14 protein-coding genes are annotated in these 17,628 nt (G+C 62.8%); 7 read left to right on the top strand and 7 right to left on the bottom strand.

Features of this window, described 5'->3' with window-relative positions:
* Positions 1 to 11 precede the first annotated feature (11 nt).
* From B4920_RS23250 to B4920_RS23240, 3 genes are all read left to right on the top strand, one after another.
* Positions 12 to 692, top strand: coding sequence for an FHA domain-containing protein (locus tag B4920_RS23250; RefSeq protein ID WP_079437071.1), 681 nt, complete (start codon positions 12 to 14; stop codon positions 690 to 692).
* A 144-nt stretch (positions 693 to 836) separates the two neighbouring features.
* Positions 837 to 1,607 carry a 3',5'-cyclic-nucleotide phosphodiesterase gene (locus B4920_RS23245; protein ID WP_079437070.1) on the top strand — a complete coding sequence of 257 codons (771 nt, stop codon included), beginning with the start codon at positions 837 to 839 and terminating at the stop codon, positions 1,605 to 1,607.
* Between the two features lie 101 nt (positions 1,608 to 1,708).
* On the top strand, positions 1,709 to 4,066 hold the full coding sequence (locus B4920_RS23240) for a GspE/PulE family protein (protein ID WP_079437069.1): 2,358 nt from the start codon (positions 1,709 to 1,711) through the stop codon (positions 4,064 to 4,066).
* Between the two features lie 25 nt (positions 4,067 to 4,091).
* Here the strand turns inward: B4920_RS23240 and B4920_RS23235 are convergent, their stop codons facing one another.
* Together B4920_RS23235 and tsaE are read right to left on the bottom strand one after the other, a co-directional pair.
* On the bottom strand, positions 4,092 to 5,504 hold the full coding sequence (locus B4920_RS23235) for an N-acetylmuramoyl-L-alanine amidase (protein ID WP_079437068.1): 1,413 nt from the start codon (positions 5,502 to 5,504) through the stop codon (positions 4,092 to 4,094).
* Positions 5,459 to 5,977: a tRNA (adenosine(37)-N6)-threonylcarbamoyltransferase complex ATPase subunit type 1 TsaE gene (gene tsaE, locus B4920_RS23230; RefSeq protein ID WP_079437089.1), complete on the bottom strand. Its 519-nt coding sequence runs from the start codon at positions 5,975 to 5,977 to the stop codon at positions 5,459 to 5,461. The genes B4920_RS23235 and tsaE overlap by 46 nt, the downstream gene beginning before the upstream one ends.
* On the opposite strand from tsaE, the gene queG reads away from it, so the two are divergent.
* The 3 genes from queG (at position 5,960) to murI (ending at position 8,720) form a co-directional block, all read left to right on the top strand.
* Positions 5,960 to 7,057 (top strand): tRNA epoxyqueuosine(34) reductase QueG, encoded by a 1,098-nt coding sequence (gene queG, locus B4920_RS23225; protein WP_079437067.1) that lies wholly within the window; start codon positions 5,960 to 5,962, stop codon positions 7,055 to 7,057. The genes tsaE and queG overlap by 18 nt on opposite strands.
* A 36-nt stretch (positions 7,058 to 7,093) precedes the next feature.
* The gene (locus tag B4920_RS23220; RefSeq protein ID WP_139379606.1) at positions 7,094 to 7,840 is read left to right on the top strand and encodes a long-chain N-acyl amino acid synthase; all 747 of its coding nucleotides are present in this window, start codon (positions 7,094 to 7,096) and stop codon (positions 7,838 to 7,840) included.
* Between the two features lie 70 nt (positions 7,841 to 7,910).
* On the top strand, positions 7,911 to 8,720 hold the full coding sequence (gene murI, locus B4920_RS23215; RefSeq protein ID WP_079437065.1) for a glutamate racemase: 810 nt from the start codon (positions 7,911 to 7,913) through the stop codon (positions 8,718 to 8,720).
* A gap of 119 nt (positions 8,721 to 8,839) precedes the next feature.
* Here the strand turns inward: murI and B4920_RS23210 are convergent, their stop codons facing one another.
* Positions 8,840 to 9,391, bottom strand: a complete 552-nt coding sequence (locus B4920_RS23210) for a cob(I)yrinic acid a,c-diamide adenosyltransferase (RefSeq protein ID WP_079437064.1) — start codon at positions 9,389 to 9,391, stop codon at positions 8,840 to 8,842.
* Positions 9,392 to 9,534: 143 nt separating this feature from the next.
* Between B4920_RS23210 and alaS the strand changes: the two genes are divergently transcribed.
* Positions 9,535 to 12,168: an alanine--tRNA ligase gene (alaS, locus tag B4920_RS23205; protein ID WP_079437063.1), complete on the top strand. Its 2,634-nt coding sequence runs from the start codon at positions 9,535 to 9,537 to the stop codon at positions 12,166 to 12,168.
* Here the strand turns inward: alaS and B4920_RS23200 are convergent.
* From B4920_RS23200 to B4920_RS23185, 4 genes are all read right to left on the bottom strand, one after another.
* Complete coding sequence (locus tag B4920_RS23200; RefSeq protein ID WP_079437062.1) at positions 12,165 to 14,516, bottom strand: diguanylate cyclase; 2,352 nt, start codon at positions 14,514 to 14,516, stop codon at positions 12,165 to 12,167. The two genes, alaS and B4920_RS23200, sit on opposite strands and share 4 nt — an antisense overlap.
* Before the next feature lie 165 nt (positions 14,517 to 14,681).
* Positions 14,682 to 16,064, bottom strand: coding sequence for a phosphomannomutase/phosphoglucomutase (locus B4920_RS23195; protein WP_079437061.1), 1,383 nt, complete (start codon positions 16,062 to 16,064; stop codon positions 14,682 to 14,684).
* A gap of 125 nt (positions 16,065 to 16,189) precedes the next feature.
* Positions 16,190 to 17,167, bottom strand: coding sequence for a YheT family hydrolase (locus B4920_RS23190; RefSeq protein WP_079437060.1), 978 nt, complete (start codon positions 17,165 to 17,167; stop codon positions 16,190 to 16,192).
* Positions 17,164 to 17,595 carry a nuclear transport factor 2 family protein gene (locus tag B4920_RS23185; RefSeq protein WP_079437059.1) on the bottom strand — a complete coding sequence of 144 codons (432 nt, stop codon included), beginning with the start codon at positions 17,593 to 17,595 and terminating at the stop codon, positions 17,164 to 17,166. The genes B4920_RS23190 and B4920_RS23185 overlap by 4 nt, the downstream gene beginning before the upstream one ends.
* Between the last annotated feature and the right edge of the window lie 33 nt (positions 17,596 to 17,628).

Genomic DNA, 17,628 nt, shown 5'->3' with positions numbered 1-17,628 from the left:
TAGGAATAGTGATGCCCAGGTTGATATTGAGCATGGATGGTCTGGTGTTGAAAGAGATGACTCTCGAAAAGGAGCGTACGACCATCGGCCGGAAACCGCATAACGACATCCAGATCGACAATCTGGCGATCAGCGGCGAGCACGCGGCGATCGTGACCATCCTCAACGATGCTTTCCTTGAGGACATGAACAGCACCAATGGCACCTATGTGAATGGGCAGCCGGTCAAGAAGCATGTTCTCAAGAGCAACGATGTGATCGAACTGGGGAAGTATCGGCTGAAGTATCTTGCCGACAGTGCCCCGGGCTCCGAGCAGGATGAGGCGATGAGTTACGCCCAGGCCGCGGTGACGACGGACACCGCTCTGGCGTCGAATGCGCCCGCGGATCTGACTTCCACCAACGCCGCAACCCCGGTGGGGGCCTTGGGCATGATCCAGATTCTCAGTGGGGCGCATGCGGGGCGGACGCTGGAGCTGTCCAAGTCCCTGACGACTCTCGGCAAGCCCGGGACCCAGGTGGCGGTGATTACCCGCCGTCCACATGGCTATTTCATCACCCATGTGGAAGGAACCGTCTTTCCTGTCGTGAATGGCCGTGCCCTGGATGCCCAGGCCCATCGGCTTAACGACAACGACATCATTGAAATTGCCGGCGTCAAAATGGAGTTCTTCACGAAGAGCGTGACTTGAGCGGGGCGGATCGGGCTCGACGGCGAGAGCATCGTTTCGTCCGCGAAGTCGTTGCGTGGCCCGTGGCTCAATGAACCTCCTTCCGACTATTCGCGAGGGCCGGCCGGTTGGCCGATTGCACTCGAGAGGTGCCGAGAGATCAAGATGAAAGTAAGGGTTCTCGGGTGCAGCGGTGGGATCGGTGGGCGCAGTCAGCGCACCACGGCCCTGCTGGTGGATCATGATGTGCTGATCGATGCCGGGACGGGCGTTGGCGATCTGGAGTTCGAGGAGCTCCTGCGCATCGATCACATCTTCGTGACCCATGCTCACCTCGACCATATCGCGATGATCCCGCTGCTCGTCGACACGGTCGGCGATGCGCGCTCGATGCCCATCGTCGTACATGGGTCGCCCGAGACGCTGCGCATCCTGCGTTCGCACATTTTCAACTGGCTGGTTTGGCCCGATTTTTCGTCGATTCCCGACCGCAGCAGCCCTTTCCTGCGTTTTCAGGAGATGCGCATCGGTGAGTCGGTGCGCATTGGAGGGGGGCGCCAGGTGACGATGCTGCCGGCCCTGCATACAGTGCCGGCGGTGGCCTACCAGTTGTCGGTGGATGGGCGCAGCCTGGTGTTCTCCGGCGACACGGCGTATTCGGATGCCCTCATTGCGGCCATCAACGAGATCCCCGATCTGCGCCACCTGATCGTCGAAACCGCCTTTCCCGATGAGCAGCAGGATCTGGCGCTGGCGTCCCGCCACCTCTGTCCAAGCCTGCTGGCCTTGTTCCTGGAAAAGGTGAAGGCAAAACCTGAAGTGTGGATCACCCACCTGAAACCGAGCAGGGCGCAGACGACCCTGCAGGAGATTGCCGACAATTGCGGGCAATTCAAGCCGAGGGCGCTGTACAACGGCCTCGAGCTCGAACTCTGATGCCTGCGCCTGCCCGTTGCGATGCCGCTGGCCTGTTCCCGTTCGAGGGGGCGCCTCTTGACGCTGAGTGAAGCGGCTTATTTTCCGGATGTGACTTTCCTATGAGTAGCAGTGCTCCCAGCAGGACGAGTGGTCGTGATGTAGCCAGTCGCCTGGCCTTCTTCAAAGGTCTTCAGGCCGTCACCAACAAGGTTCATGCGACCGAGAACATCGATGAGATCATCTTCGAGCTGTCTTCGGAGATCTGTGCGCTGTTTTCCGCCGAGCGCATGACCATTTATGTGGTCGATGACAACCGCAGCACGATCTCGTCGCGGATCAAGACCGGTTTGCAGACCATCCGCACGATCCGGCTGCCGATCGCCGAGAACAGCGTGGCGGGCTATGTGGCGCTGACGGGAAAGATGCTCAACATCGCCGATGCCTATGACGAGCAGGCGTTGAAGGCCATTTCTCCGCGCATGGAGTTCCGGCGGGAGGTGGATGAACGTTCCGGTTATCGGTCCCATCAGATGCTGGTGGCGCCGATCTGCAAGGAGGAGGGCGATGTGCTGGGCGTTATCCAGCTCATCAACAACCGCAGCGGCGAAGCGTTTTCGTCGGTGGCCGAAGAGGGTATCCAGGGGCTCGGGCAAACACTGGCTATTGCCTTTTCCCAACGCCGCCACGCCCTGACCCAGCCCAAGTCCAAGTACGAGGGGTTGGTCCACGATTCCAAGCTGACGGCGCAGGAGCTCGAGACGGCCACCTCCCAGGCGCGGGAGCGGGGAATTTCCATCGAGCAGCTTCTCATTACCGAGTACAGCATCAAGCCGGCCGACATCGGCAACGCGATTTCCCGCTTCTTCGGTGTGCCCTATGAGCCTTTCCGGCCTGACCGGGTCAAACCGTTCGATCTGATCCGCAACCTGAAGCGGGACTATGTGCAGCAGGTCGAATGGCTGCCGCTGGAGGAGGGGCCGGATGGGCTGCTGGTGATGGTCACCGATCCCGAACAGGCGACTGCCTCGCGGGTCGTGCAGAACGTGTTCCCGAAGGCGGTGCCGGTCTTCCGGGTCACGACGCATCTGGAGTTCATGCAGACCGTGGCCCAGATGTTTGCGGCCGGGGGGGACGGTGCGTCGGTGAACGACCTGCTGTCCGACATGGTGGAAGATGAGGGGGAGGTTGGTGTTTCCGCCGATGACGCGTCGGCGGCCGCCGACAACGAACTGGTCAAGCTCGTAAACCGGATCATCATCGACGCCCACCGCCAGGGGGCGTCGGACATCCACATCGAACCGCGGCCGGGCAAGGAAAAGACCCTGATCCGTTTCCGCAAGGACGGCTCCCTGGTCCCCTACATCGAGATTCCGGCCAGCTACCGGAGTCCGATCGTCACCCGCATCAAGATCATGTGCGATCTGGACATCTCGGAGCGGCGCAAGCCCCAGGACGGCAAGATCAGGTTCCGCCGCTTCGCACCCCTCGACATCGAGCTGCGGGTTGCGACAATCCCTACCGCCGGCGGCATGGAAGATGTGGTGATGCGCCTGCTGGCCAACAGCGAGCCTCTACCGCTGGATCAACTGGGTCTGCTGGAGAACAATTTCACCCGTCTCCAGCAGACGATCACCAAGCCCTACGGCATTTTCTTCGTATGCGGTCCGACGGGGTCGGGCAAGACCACCACGCTGCACTCCATCCTGGGTTCGATCAATACGCCGGAGACCAAGATCTGGACCGCCGAGGATCCGGTGGAAATCACCCAGAAGGGCTTACGCCAGGTGCAGGTGAATCGCAAGGCGGGGCTCGATTTCCCGACGGTGATGCGCTCCTTCCTGCGGGCCGACCCCGATGTGATCATGGTCGGCGAAATGCGCGACAAGGAGACCGTGTCCATCGGCCTGGAGGCTTCACTGACCGGTCACCTCGTGTTCAGCACGCTGCATACCAACAGCGCGCCGGAGTCGGTGGTGCGCCTGCTGGACATGGGCATGGATCCCTTCAATTTCTCCGACGCGCTGCTCGGCGTGCTGGCCCAGCGCCTGGCCAAGCGCCTGTGCGGGAAATGCAAGCGGGCCTATCACCCGGATGAGGCCGAGATACGCCGTCTGCTCGACGAGTATTGCGAGGACTTGCGCAACACAGGGGTCTTCCAGGAGGATCCGGTACGGGCCCGGGGGGACATTCTCAATACCTGGCGTCAGCGCTACGCGGATGCGCAAGGACGCTTCACCCTGTATGGGCCGGTCGGCTGCGAACACTGTACCGGAGGCTACAAGGGGCGTCTGGGCCTGCACGAATTGATGGTCGGGACGGACAGGGTCAAGGCACTGATCCAGGAGCGCGCCCGCGTCGCCGTGTTGCTGGCCACCGCGCTCGAGGAAGGGATGCGGACCCTGCGCCAGGACGGCATCGAGAAAGTGCTGGCGGGCCTGACGGACCTCAAGCAGGTGAGCAAGGTCTGCATCCGCTGACCTGGCCCGCCAGGGCCGGCCAACGTCAGTCGAGGCGGGCCAGCTTGGACTTGGCCATCGGCGGGTTCTTGGCGAAGTAGCGGCGCAGTCCGCGCAGGATCGCATCGGCCATACGGTCCTGGTACGCCTCGTCGTTGAGTTTGGCCTCTTCGTCCGGATTGGAGATGAAGGCGGTTTCCACCAGGATGGACGGGATGTCAGGCGCCTTGAGCACGGCGAAGCTGGCTTGTTCGACCTCGCCCTTGTGCAGGCGATTGATGTTGCCGAGCTCGCCGAGGACCGCCTTGCCGACCTTCATGCTGTCGTTGAGGGCGGCCGTCTGCGAGAGGTCGAGCAGGGTCCGGGCGAGGTGATTGTCCTTTACGTCCAGGTTGACCCCGCCGACCAGATCCGCCGCGTTTTCCTTCTGGGCCAGCCAGCGTGCTGCGGTGCTCGACGCCCCCTTTTCCGACAGAACGAATACCGAGCTGCCGCGGGCAGTCGGGCTGATGAAGGCATCGGCGTGGATCGACACAAACAGGTCTGCCTGTACTCTGCGGGCTTTGGCGACCCGTTGCTGCAGCGGTACGAAATAGTCTGCATCGCGGGTCAACATGGCCCGCATATTGGGTTCCGCGTCGATCTTGGCCTTCAGCCGTTTGCCCACCGACAGGGTGACATGCTTTTCGAAGCTGCCAGCCGCGCCCACTGCGCCTGGATCCTCGCCGCCATGGCCCGGGTCGATGGTGATCGTGATCAGGCGATTGATGCCGCCGTCCTCGTCTGCCGGTCTGGCGGCCGGGCGAGAGGCCTGCTGGGGCGGCTCGGCAATCGTTCCTTCGCGTTTTTGGGGGGGCTCCGGCTTGCGAGTCAGCTCGACGGCCTTGCGTGGCGCCTCCTCCGGCTTCTGGGGGGGCGGCGCTCCGCCGACCACGGCCTCTTCCGGGGTGATCTTCTCGAGCAGCGCGAGCAGGGGGTCGACCGGTTCGCTCGGATAGAGATCGAGCACCAGGCGATGACCGTATTCGCCGACCGGCTTCAGTGTGAACACCTGCGGACTGATCTCGGCCTTCAGTTCGATGACCAGCCGTACAACGCCCGGGCGATTGCGCCCGGCGCGGATCAACTGGATGTACGGGTCCTGGCCGGTGATCTTGGTGGGCAGGGACTGCAGTACCTCATTGAGTTCGACGCCCTCCAGATCGACGACAAGCCGCTCCGGCTTGTGTACCAGTTGGTGGTTGAAGTTCAGTGCTTCCCGGCTTTCGAGTGTGATGCGGGTGTAGTCCTTGGCGGGCCAGACCCGCACGGCCAGGACGCTGCTTTGGGCGGCTCGGCCCAAGGGGCTGACCAGCAGAAGCAGGCTGGCACCCGCCGAGCTGATGAAACGCCGGCGCAAGGCTGCGTCGATGCTCAGGGGGGGCAGTGGGGATGCGATGCGGCGAAACGTTCCAGGCATGTATGACCTTCTCCGCTTAACGGCCGCAATTCCAGCGTGCGACCGCCTTTGGCGGAAACCTGCAGATGAACTTCGAGGTCTGCTGCCGGAAGATACGGTTGAGCGCGATCAGGCCACTCCACAATACGAATGCTGTCGCCTTCGAAGTATTCTTCCAGTCCTGCCTCGAGAAATTCTTCTGCGTGGGTGAAGCGATAAAAATCAAAGTGATATACGACAATTCTAGAATCTTTATACGGTTCGACCAAGGTATATGTTGGGCTCTTCACCTTTCCGGTGAAGCCGAGGCCGCGTAGCAGGCCGCGGGTGAGCGTGGTTTTGCCGGCCCCCAGATCGCCGCGTAGGAATATGTTCAGGCCTGCGGGAAGGGCTCTTGCCAGCCGCTCGCCGGCAGCGAGCGTGGCATCTTCGTTAGCAAGGTACAGGCTCCCGGAGGGGGCGCTATCATGACTGGGATGGGCGTGAGACACGATAATCCTTCTGAGGAACAAGACGATCTGACATCCCTTGCGGCGCAGATCAAGGACTGGGCACAGGCCCTGGGTTTTGACGAGGCACGGATTGCCGGCATCGACCTGGCTCACGCCGAATCAGGCCTGGAGAACTGGCTTGCTGCCGGTTGCCATGGACAGATGGATTATATGTACAAACACGGAACCAAGCGTTCCCGCCCGGCGGAACTCGTGCCAGGCACGCAGAGGGTCATTTCCGTGCGCATGCCTTACTGGCCGGAGGCCAAGCCCGCCAACGAGGTGTTGGCGGATCCCGCGCTGGCCTATGTGTCCCGCTACGCCCTCGGCCGTGACTACCATAAGGTCCTGCGTGGCCGCCTGCAGAAGCTGGCCGACCGGATCGGTGAGGTGGTTCCCCATGGTTATCGCGTATTCGTGGACTCCGCGCCGGTGATGGAGGTGGCGCTGGCCGATAAGGCCGGGTTGGGGTGGCGGGGTAAGCACAGCTTGCTGCTGTCGCGTCGGGCTGGCTCCTTCTTCTTTCTCGGTGAAATCTACACAGACCTGCCCTTGCCGGTGGACCCACCCGTGGATGCCCATTGTGGTAGTTGCTCGGCCTGCATCTCCGCGTGCCCGACCGGGGCCATTGTGGCGCCTTATCAGGTGGATGCCCGTCGCTGCATTTCCTACCTGACGATCGAATTGAAAGAGGCCATTCCCCTGGAATTTCGTCCTTTGATCGGCAACCGGATTTACGGCTGTGACGACTGTCAGATAGTATGCCCATGGAATCGCTTTGCAGGGCTCTCGTCAGAGGCGGAATTTGCTCCTCGACATGGGCTTGATCATGCAAAGCTGGTAGAGTTATTCCATTGGACAGAAAGGGATTTTCTCGAACGTATGGCTGGCAGTCCGATATACCGTATCGGTTATGAGCGTTGGTCGCGCAATATCGCCATAGCTCTGGGTAATGCCCCCCTCGAAAGCGAGGTGAGGCAGGCCCTCGAGGATCGCCTCGGGGGGGCTTCTCCATTGTTGGCGGAACATATCAAATGGGCTTTGCAACAACACGATGCATTGCCCACGGATGCCGCGGTATAGTTGGTGACGATGTTCCGAAAACAGTCAAAAATTCCTGTGCACGAAACCCCGGCTCCGCAGACTCTGGCGGAAGTGACCGCCATGGAGGCCTGGCGTTTCGATCCCCTATGTATCGCCGAGGACGACCCCAAGGTCGACGCGCCCAGCCATCGGCCGGACAAGTTCCGCATCAAGATGCTCATGCGCGACGGCGAGCGTCGTCGCGAAACGGAACTACTGATCCAGAAGCGATACGCGTGGCGTGGCTATGGCCAGCTCGGCTCGATGGACGAACCGAACCAGCTGACGATGAATGCCGAGTTGTTCGGCCGGGTCTATGCGACCCTCACCGTCAATGTCGACTCGCCTGCAGGGCTGGCTCTCGACAGCACTTATGGGGCCGAAGCCGCACGTCTGCGTGCGCAGGGGCGCAAGCTCTGTGAGTTCGGGCGTTTCGCCATCGATCCGTCGGCCCGCTCCAAGCGCCTCATCGCTTCCCTGTTCAACCTGCTTTATATCTATTCGGCTCGCGTCAAGGGCTGCACCGACATCCTCATCGAGATCAATCCGCGTCATCGGGATTTCTACGAACGGATGCTGGAGTTCCGCCAGTTGGGTGAGGAGCGCATGTGTGAGCGGGTCAAGGCGCCGGCTTTGCTGATGCACATCTCGTGCGCGCGTATCGAGCAGCGCATGAAGGAAATCGGCGGGCGCTGGCGTGAGCTCCCCGATGAAAAGTCGATCTACAAGTTCGCCTTCACGCCGGAGGAAGAACTGGAGATGATCGAACGTCTCAGGAACTGATCCGTCCAGCCCCTCTCCATAGGAGACGGGCTGGCGTAGAATCCACGACTTCTCTTTCCTCCGCATTTTCATGTCCGATCCTGGCAAGCTGCCCATTGGGGTCTTCGATTCCGGTGTGGGCGGTCTCACTGTCGTGCGCGCGCTGATGGAGCGCCTGCCCCTCGAGAGCATCGTGTATTTCGGCGATACGGCTCGCGTCCCCTATGGCGTGAAGTCAGTGGCGACCATTGAGCACTTCACCGGCCAGATCACCGATTACCTGCTTGAGCAGGGCGTCAAGATGCTCATCATCGCCTGCAATACCATGGCGGCGGTGGCGGCGCCGGTGGTCAAACAGAAGGCGGGCGGAATCCCGGTGCTCGACGTGATCGATGCGGGAGCCAGAGCTGCTGTCACCGAATCCCGTTCGCGGGCGATCGGCGTGATCGGCACGCCGACGACAGTCAATAGCAATGCCTACGCGCGCCGCATGCACGCCATCGATCCCAGTGTGCGTGTGTACTCCCAGGCCTGCCCGCTCTTCGTGCCGCTGGTCGAGGAGGGCTGGCTGGACCATCAGGTGACGCGCCTGACGGCCCAGGAATACCTCAAGCCGGTACTGGCGGAAAACGTGGATACGCTGGTCCTTGGCTGTACGCACTATCCGCTGATCAAGCCGCTGCTGCAGGACGTCGTCGGGCCGGACGTGCATCTGGTCGATTCGGCCATCACCGTGGCCGAGCAGGCGGCGCGTACGCTGAACGAAATGGGCCTCGCCAATTCTGGAGACAGCCTGCCCACGTATCGCTATACGGTCACCGACATTCCTTTGCGCTTCCAGACCATCGGCGAGCGTTTCCTGGGGCGCTCGCTGGGGCAGATTCAGAAGGTGGACTGGTGAAAAGAGGGGGCTGACGGATTAGCTCTGGGGTTGCGGAGCATTCCGTGGGGTGACATCTGCAGGTGAATGAATTCGCCCCCGTGGAAAAAGAGGCTGCGTGATCCGCAGCCTTTTTCAATTCAGGCGTTCTTGCGCTTCTGCCACAGCACGTCGCCGCGGCCGCCGGCGCGGTTGAGCACCCGGCCGAGCACGAAGAGCAGGTCGGACAGGCGGTTGAGGTACTGGCGCGGCGCGTCATTGACCGCCTCTTCCTGGGCCAGTGCGACGATCATCCGCTCGCCGCGGCGGCAAATGGTTCGGGCCTGGTGGGCGAGGGCGGCGGCGTGGGTGCCACCGGGCAGGATGAAGTCCTTCAGCGGCTCCAGATCGTCGTTGAAACGATCCAGTTCGTCTTCCAGATACTGCACCTGCTTGGCGGTGATCATCTCCATGCCGGGGATACACACTTCGCCGCCCAGATCGAAAAGGTCGTGCTGTACGTTGGTCAGCAGGGTGCGCACGTCGTCCGGGAGTTCCTCGCACAGCAGCACGCCGATGGCGGCATTCACCTCGTCCACCTCCCCGAGGGTATGGATGCGCAGGCTGTTCTTGGAAACCCGGTTACCGTTGCCGAGGCCGGTGGTGCCGGCATCGCCGGTACGGGTGTAGATCTTGGACAGGCGGTGGCCCATTGTGCTGTCTCCTGAAGGAGTTGTGTTTTTGGAAGGCCGATTATAGCCAGCGGGGCCCGGCGGGGAGGGATGCTACAATTTACGGCTTTGATACTTGTCCTTCCCCGACCGTCGCAGTTGAGACATCCGGAGACCCCACGCCGATGAAAAGCGCCGAAATCCGCCAGAAATTCCTCGAATTCTTCGCCTCCAAGGGCCACCAGATCGTGGCGTCCAGCTCGCTGGTTCCCCATGAGGATCCGACCCTGCTGTTCACCAACGCGGGCATGAACCAGTTCAAGGATGTCTTCCTCGGCTTCGACAAGCGCCCCTACACCCGCGCAACCACGTCCCAGAAGTGCGTGCGTGCCGGCGGCAAGCACAACGACCTCGAGAACGTCGGCTATACCGCCCGCCACCACACCTTCTTCGAGATGCTGGGCAACTTCAGCTTCGGCGATTACTTCAAGCGCGATGCGATCCACTATGCCTGGGAACTGCTGACCGAAGTCTTCAAGCTGCCGAAGGACAAGCTCACCGTCACCGTTTACGCGGAAGACGACGAGGCCTACGACATCTGGACCAAGGAAGTCGGCGTGCCGGCCGACAAGGTCATCCGCATCGGCGACAACAAGGGTGCCCGTTACGCGTCCGACAACTTCTGGATGATGGGCGATACCGGCCCCTGCGGCCCGTGCACCGAGATCTTCTACGACCACGGCGAGCATATCTGGGGTGGCCCCCCGGGATCGCCGGAAGAAGACGGCGACCGTTTCATCGAGATCTGGAACAACGTGTTCATGCAGTTCAACCGGGACGAGGCCGGCGTGATGCATCCGCTGCCCAAGCCCTCGGTGGATACCGGCATGGGCCTGGAGCGGGTTTCCGCCGTGCTGCAGGGCGTGCACGCCAACTATGAGATCGACCTGTTCCAGACCCTGATCAAGGCTGCGGCCCGTGAAACGTCCGATGCCGACATGGACAGCCCGTCCCTCAAGGTGCTGGCCGACCACATCCGCGCCTGCTCCTTCCTGATCGCCGATGGCGTGATCCCCGGCAACGAAGGCCGCGGTTACGTGCTGCGCCGGATCATCCGCCGCGCCATCCGCCACGGCTACAAGCTGGGCGCCCGCGCAGCCTTCTTCCACAAGATGGTGCCGGATCTGGTCGTCGAGATGGGCGACGCCTATCCCGAGCTGAAGGCTGGGGAAGCCCGCGTGACCGACATCCTCAAGCAGGAGGAAGACCGCTTCTTCGCCACCATCGAGAACGGCATGGCCATCCTCGAAGGCGAACTGGCGGCGATGGCAGCGGCCGGGTCTGCTGTGTTCAACGGTGAGACCGCCTTCAAGCTGCACGACACCTTCGGCTTCCCCCTCGATCTGACCGCCGACGTGTGCCGCGAGCGCAACGTGACCGTGGACAGCGCCGCCTTCGACGCCGCGATGGCGCGCCAGAAGGAACAGGCCCGTGCCGCCGGCAAGTTCAAGATGGCGGCCAACCTGGAATATGACGGTCCGGCGACGACCTTCCACGGCTACGAAAGTCTCGAAGCCAAGGGCAATGTGCTGGCCCTCTACAAGGACGGCGTGGCCGTCAATGAGCTGAACGAGGGTGAAATGGGCGTCGTGGTCCTCGACGACACGCCGTTCTACGCTGAATCCGGCGGTCAGGTCGGTGACCGCGGTGAGCTGCGTTCCGTGCATGGCATCTTCGCGGTGGAAGACACCCTGAAGATCCAGGCCACCGTCTTCGGTCACCACGGCGTGGTCACCACCGGCAAGCTGACCGTCGGCAACGGTGTCACCGCCAAGGTGGATACCCAGGCCCGCGCCCGCACCGCCCGCCATCACTCGGCGACCCACCTGCTGCACAAGGCCCTGCGTGAAGTGCTCGGCAGCCACGTGCAGCAGAAGGGCTCCCAGGTCGATCCGGACAAGACCCGCTTCGACTTCGCCCACACCCAGCCGGTGACGGCCGAGGAGATCGCCCGCATCGAGCGCATCGTCAATGACGAGATTCTCGCCAACGCCGCGACGGACGCCAGCGTGATGGACATCGAGTCCGCCCAGAAGACCGGCGCGATGATGCTGTTCGGCGAGAAGTACGGTGATGAAGTGCGCGTGCTGACCATCGGCTCCTCCAAGGAACTCTGCGGCGGCACCCACGTGGCCCGTACCGGTGACATCGGCCTGTTCAAGATCACCCTCGAAGGTGGCGTCGCCGCGGGCGTGCGCCGGATCGAGGCGGTGTGTGGCGATGTGGCATTTGACCGGGTGCAGCGTGTGTTTGATGATTACGAAAATCTTTCCTTCGAGCTCGGTTTTGCTTCTGTTGTAGGTTCTACGGCCACCGAACAGGCCGCCAAGCTGAAAGCAAAGCTGCATGCAGCGGAGAAAGAGATCGCTCGCCTGAAGAGCAAGCTGGCGGCCAGCCAGGGTGACGAGCTGGCGGCCCAGGCCAGCGACGTGGCCGGCGCCAAGGTGCTGGCTGCCACGCTGGAAGGCGCCGACGTGCCGACCCTGCGCGAGACCCTGGACAAGCTGAAGGACAAGCTCAAGTCCGCCGCCATCGTGCTGTCCAGCGTGAATGACGGCAAGGTCAGCCTGATCGCCGGCGTGACTGCCGACCTGACCGGCAAGGTCAAGGCTGGCGAACTGGTCAACTTCGTTGCCCAGCAGGTCGGCGGCAAGGGCGGTGGCCGTCCCGACATGGCCCAGGCCGGGGGCACCGATGCTGCCGCGCTTCCCGCTGCGCTGGCTGGGGTGGCCGGTTGGGTGGGCGGAAAACTGGGCTAAACGGTATTCGGCGTTCCCGGGGCGGTGCGCGTTGGCGCTACCGCTTCAGCGTCGCCGAGCTTCTCCTCCGTCGAGGAAGAGGCTTCGAGTTGAACGGCCGGGCCGTCTGCCGGCCGTTTTTCCGTGGACGGTGCCGAATAGAAGCTGAAACCGTTGCGACCGGTGCCCTTGACGAGGTACAAGGCCTGGTCCGCGTGCTGGAACAGCGCTTCGGCGTCCCCGGCGTCCGACGGGTAGAGGGCGATCCCGATGCTGGCGGAGATCCGCGCATCGCCTTCCTTGAGTGCGTAGTGGGTGGCCAGCGTGCTGCGGATTGACTGGGCGATGGGCTCGACGTGCTGGCGATCGGTGATGCCGCCCAGGAGCACTGCGAATTCATCACCGCCGAGTCGTGCCGCCGTGTCCATTTCACGGATGCAGGCCGTCAGACGGTGGGCGACCTCGATCAGCAACTGATCGCCGGCCAGGTGGCCGAGGGTGTCGTTCACCTCCTTGAAGTGGTCGAGATCGACCAGCAACAGCGCAACTTCTGTTTCCGTGCGGTCGGCGATGTTCATGTCCTGCTGCAGGCGGTCGAGCAGCAGGCGCCGGTTGGGCAGGTCGGTCAGCGTGTCGTAGCTGGCCTGGCGCCACAGCTGCTCCTCGGCGCGTTTTTGCTCGGTGACGCTGGAGTACATGCCGACCCGCCACTGCACCTGACCGTTGTCGTCGTAGATGGTGTTGATCATCAACCAGTCGGCTGCGATCTGCCCGTTGTGCCGTCGGTTCAGTATTTCCCCTTTCCAGGTGCCGGTGGCATCCAGGCTTTCCCACATCGTGCGGAAGAACGCATGGTCATGGCGTCCGGAACTCAAAAACCCCGCTCGCTGGCCAATGGCTTCCTCCGGCGTGTATCCCATGAGGCGGGTGAAGGCGGGGTTGATGGCGACGATGCGGTTGCTTGTATCGGTGACCATGATGGCCTCACCGACTGCTTGATAGACGAGGGAGGCCAGGCGCAGCGCGTCTTCCCGTTCGCGGCGCTCACTGCTGTCGCGGATCACCAGCGTTGCCATGCGGCCGCTTTCGGTTTCGGTCGGGGTCATGCTGACGCTGATCGGAAAGCGGCGGCCATCCGCTGCGACGGCAATGAGGTCCACGTCGGCGACGGATTGCGATGGCTGACTCAGCTCGCTCCACTCGGATGCCAGCAGGTTTCCGATGGGACGTCCGATCAGATCTTCGTACTGATAGCCAAAGGTGCTCAGCGCCCGCTGATTGGCACGGCGGACATGCCCGGATATATCGATGATGACGATCGCATCAGGTGCGGTGTCGAGCAGGATGCGCAGCTCCAGTTCCTTGCTCGCAATGTGTTGCAGATCGCGTTCCCGGAGCGACCAGAGGTGGATCAGCAGACCCAGCATGAGGAGGGTTGCAAGGACGAAGATGACGACCTGTACCACTGTTTTGGTGAGCTCGCGGTACCAGCCGAGCAGGTAATCGTCATCGGCGAGGCCGACGATGATGTAGTAGGGATAACGACTCATGCGCCGGTAGGCGTTGGTTCGTTCGATACCATCGATCTGGGTGACGGCCAGATAGGCGCCTTGCTCGGGATCGGCGCGGATGGCTGCTGCGAGTTGTGGTGATACGGCCCGCGAGCCGATCCGGATTTCCGGGGTGCTTGGTGCCGGATGACGGGTGATCAGGCCAAGGTCGGTGTCGCGCAGCGTGACGGCTCCAGCGGGCCCGAGGTTGAGGCTCGCAAATAGCTCGCGAAGATGGGCAAGGCGGATGCTGGCGACGGCAATACCGGCAAATTGATCGTTGTGAGTATTGATGCGTCGGCTCAGCGTAATGATCCATTCGCCGCCGACGCGCCCCTGGAGGGGCGGGGAGATGATCAAGCCGGTTGATGAGGAAGCTCGGTGGCGAAGAAAATAGTCCCGGTCGGCCAGCAAGCGGGGGGTTCGGTTGGGCTGGCCGCTGCTGGCGAGCAGAGAGCCTTGTTCATCGACGATCAGCAGGCTGTGCAGGGCCGGCTGACGGGCGAAATGCTGCTGCAGAATGGTCTGGTAGCGCTTGGTGTCGCGTGTTGCTGACGGGCCTTCGTCGAGATCGTCCACCAGGGCCTGGAGGGTCAGGTCGATGCGATCGAAGATCGCCGCGATGTCGTGATCGAGGAGTTGCGCCAGATTGCGGGTGTTGACGATGGCCCGCGCCCGCGACTGTTCCAACCCCTGGTTAAGGGATTGGAAGGCCAAGCCGATGACCATCAAGTTCAGCAGGACGACGGCGATGATCAGCCGTGTCCGGAACTGGGATGCGCTGAAGCTTGCCGACTGAAAAGTGGGCACAGCCTTCATGGCTGCTCCTTCATCGAGGCGTGGAACTTATGGCGACGTCCCGGTGCGGGTGGGGTGGCTGTTGCCGGCTGCCAGTCTCACTGTTTTCTCGCGAAGGAGAAAGAGGTTTGCGCAAAAATCTGCCCAGCCGGGCCTGGCTGCGAGGGCGCAGGCCCGGTCGGTCGATCAGAACGGCAGTGTGACGCCCGGCCAGACCCCTTCGATGGCGCGCCGGAAGTCGGCCTGGATGCGCTCGATGGCGGCCTGGTTGTCGGCTTCGAAGCGCAGCACGACGACCGGTGTGGTGTTGGACGGACGAGCCAGACCGAAACCATCGGCGTATTCGACCCGCACGCCGTCGATGGTCAGGATGCTCTCGGCACCGTTGAACTGGGCCTCGGCCTTGAGCTTGTCCACCAGCGCAAAAGGTTCGCCTTCATTCATCTTGATGTTCAACTCGGGCGTGCTGGTGGCGTTGGGCAGGCCCTTCAGCACCGGGTTGGCGTCGGCGTGGCGGGACAGGATTTCGAGCAGGCGGGCGCCGGTGTACAGGCCGTCGTCGAAGCCGTACCAGCGTTCCTTGAAGAACACGTGGCCGCTCATCTCGCCGGCCAAGGGGGCGCCGGTTTCCTTCAGCTTGGCCTTGACCAGCGCGTGGCCGGTGTTCCACATGGTGGGCTTGCCGCCACGCTCCTTGATCCAGCCGGCCAGGTTGCGGGTGCATTTGACGTCGTAGATGATCTCGCCGCCCGGCACGCGGGTCAGCACGTCTTCGGCGAACAGCATCAGCTGGCGGTCGGGGAAGATGATCTCGCCATCTTTGGTGACGACGCCCAGGCGGTCGCCGTCGCCATCGAAGGCTAGGCCGATTTCGGCATCGGTTTCCTGAAGGGCACGGATGACATCTTTCAGGTTTTCCGGCTTGGAGGGGTCGGGGTGGTGGTTGGGGAAGGTGCCATCCACGTCACAGAACAGTTCGACCAGCTCGCAACCGAGGCGCTTGAAGAGCTCCGGGGCGACTGCGCCGGCAACGCCGTTGCCGGCATCCATCACGACCTTCATGGGGCGGGACAGCTTCACGTCGCCGACGATCTTTTCGATATAGGCGGGTACCACGTTGGCCTGGGTCAGCTTGCCGGGGGTTGTGGCCGTGACCAGGTTGCCATCGATGATGCGCTGGCGCAGGCCCTGGATCAGTTCGCCGAACAGGGTCTGGCCACCGAGGACCATCTTGAGGCCGTTGTAGTCGGGCGGGTTGTGGCTGCCGGTGACGGACACGCAGGAGTGGGTATCCAACTCGTAGGCGGCAAAGTAGGTCAGTGGGGTCGGCACACAGCCGACATCGATGACGTCCACGCCGGCGGCGCGGATGCCGTCGGCAAGCGCACCGGCCAGTTCCGGACCGGACAGGCGTCCATCCCGCCCTACTGCGATGGCTTTCTGACCGCGGGCTACTGCTTCGGAACCGAGGGCCTGGCCGATCGCGCGTACGGCTTCGGCTGTCAGGGTCTTGTTGACGATGCCGCGAATGTCATAGGCCTTGAAGATCTCTGGGGCGGGAACGAACATACTGGGAACTCCGGTCGGAAACGATGAGGACTCGATTATACGCGGTGCACCATGACGGCTGGGTGTGCCGGCGGCACGGAAATTAACGTTTTCTTGTGTGCCCGCATGGAGTGCGATGGCAACCGTCAGCCGCCGGCATGAAAAAAGGACAGGATGCGCAGCGGGAGCCAGTTCAGATGTCCAGGCCACGCGCCGCTGACGAAACCCACGTGACCGCCTTCCAGGGGCTGCTCCAGGCGCACCGTGCTGGAAACGTCCCGCGGGCCGGGCAGGTGATGGGCGGGGAGAAAGGGGTCGTTCAGCGGGTTGAGCAGCAGGGTTGGAACGCGGATGCCCGGCAAGTGCGGCTTGCTCGATGCCTGCTGCCAGTATTCATCGGCGTTGCGAAAGCCGTGCAAGGGGGCCGTTACCAGGTTGTCGAACTCATGCAGTGTGCGTGCCTGCCACATGGCACGGCCATCGAAAATTCCCGGATGGTGTCCCAGCTTGATGGCCGCATTGCGCTTGAGGGTTGTCAGAAAGTGGCGGGTATAAAGGCGGTTGAACCCCTGGGCCAGCACGTGGCCAGTTGCGTTCATGTCGACAGGGGGACAGATTGCCGCAGCTGCATCGATCAGCCGGGTGGCGGAGATGCCGCGGGTGCCCAGCCAGAGCAGCAAGGCATTGCCACCGAGGGATACACCGGCGGCGTAGCGGGGCTGTGCCGGAAAGCGTGCCGCCAGGCGTTCAAGGATCCAGCCGATTTCTTCCGCGTCACCGGCGTGATAGCCGCGGGGCAGGCGATTGGGCTCACCCGAGCAGCCGCGAAAGTGCGGGATGACCCCATTCCAGCCCCGTTCGGCCAGATGCCGCATGAGGTAACGCGCATAGGGTGACCGGCTGGAGCCTTCCAGCCCATGGAAAAGCACGACCAGCGGAGTGCCGGGGCGCAGTGGCAGCCAGTCGAGGTCGATGAAGTCGCCGTCCGGCGTGTCCCAGCGTTCACGGTGAAGGGCGGGCAGTGACCCCTTGCGGAGCAGAGGCCAGATGGTCTGGGCGTGCCCGCCGGGCAGCCAGCGGGGGGCGACATAAGTCCCAGGTGGCGGGTGCGTGGCGGTCGTCAATGGACCACGTGGGGCGTGTCGTTGCTGTGCAGGCTGTCCATGTCGGGGGCGAGGGAGGCGTGATGCATGACCATCCTCCAGCCCAGCGCGCCGCGGGTAAATACGTTGGTGGCGATGATCGGTGGATGGAGGCGGTCGTCGCCTTCCACGTGCACGTGCTGCTGCAGCGTGTGCACGGCCGTCATGACGCTGACCCAGCGTACCGGGTGGCTGATACTGACGTTGATGCGACTGCCGCTGGCGAAAAGCTGGCGCCAGGACTCCCGGATTGCGACAAGCCCGACGAGACGGATGCTGCCGGGGTGGACGCAGACAACTTCTTCGTCTTCCGACCAGACGGACATCATGCCGTCGATGTCGGCGCGGGCCAGTGCGGCGGAGAACGCCGCTTCGGCGTCGTCGGGTGAAGTGTAGATCGGGTTGCTCATGCGTGTTTCTCGGGTGGACGTTCGCATGCGACA

The organism is Zoogloea sp. LCSB751 (assembly GCF_002028455.1).
GTDB lineage: Bacteria > Pseudomonadota > Gammaproteobacteria > Burkholderiales > Rhodocyclaceae > Zoogloea.
The sequence above is the reverse complement of the archived record's forward strand: the minus strand, read 5'-3'. Positions and strand labels throughout refer to the sequence as shown.

What these genes read in the sequence shown, in the direction of transcription:
- B4920_RS23210 (WP_079437064.1), bottom strand. Translation starts at nt 9,391, where the DNA reads ATGGGCCACCGCCTGTCCAAGATCTACACCCGTACCGGCGATGCCGGC.
- murI (WP_079437065.1), top strand. Translation starts at nt 7,911, where the DNA reads ATGTCCGATCCTGGCAAGCTGCCCATTGGGGTCTTCGATTCCGGTGTG.
- B4920_RS23195 (WP_079437061.1), bottom strand. Translation starts at nt 16,064, where the DNA reads ATGTTCGTTCCCGCCCCAGAGATCTTCAAGGCCTATGACATTCGCGGC.
- B4920_RS23250 (WP_079437071.1), top strand. Translation starts at nt 12, where the DNA reads ATGCCCAGGTTGATATTGAGCATGGATGGTCTGGTGTTGAAAGAGATG.
- B4920_RS23185 (WP_079437059.1), bottom strand. Translation starts at nt 17,595, where the DNA reads ATGAGCAACCCGATCTACACTTCACCCGACGACGCCGAAGCGGCGTTC.
- alaS (WP_079437063.1), top strand. Translation starts at nt 9,535, where the DNA reads ATGAAAAGCGCCGAAATCCGCCAGAAATTCCTCGAATTCTTCGCCTCC.
- B4920_RS23200 (WP_079437062.1), bottom strand. Translation starts at nt 14,516, where the DNA reads ATGAAGGCTGTGCCCACTTTTCAGTCGGCAAGCTTCAGCGCATCCCAG.
- B4920_RS23245 (WP_079437070.1), top strand. Translation starts at nt 837, where the DNA reads ATGAAAGTAAGGGTTCTCGGGTGCAGCGGTGGGATCGGTGGGCGCAGT.
- B4920_RS23240 (WP_079437069.1), top strand. Translation starts at nt 1,709, where the DNA reads ATGAGTAGCAGTGCTCCCAGCAGGACGAGTGGTCGTGATGTAGCCAGT.
- queG (WP_079437067.1), top strand. Translation starts at nt 5,960, where the DNA reads ATGGGCGTGAGACACGATAATCCTTCTGAGGAACAAGACGATCTGACA.
- B4920_RS23235 (WP_079437068.1), bottom strand. Translation starts at nt 5,504, where the DNA reads ATGCCTGGAACGTTTCGCCGCATCGCATCCCCACTGCCCCCCCTGAGC.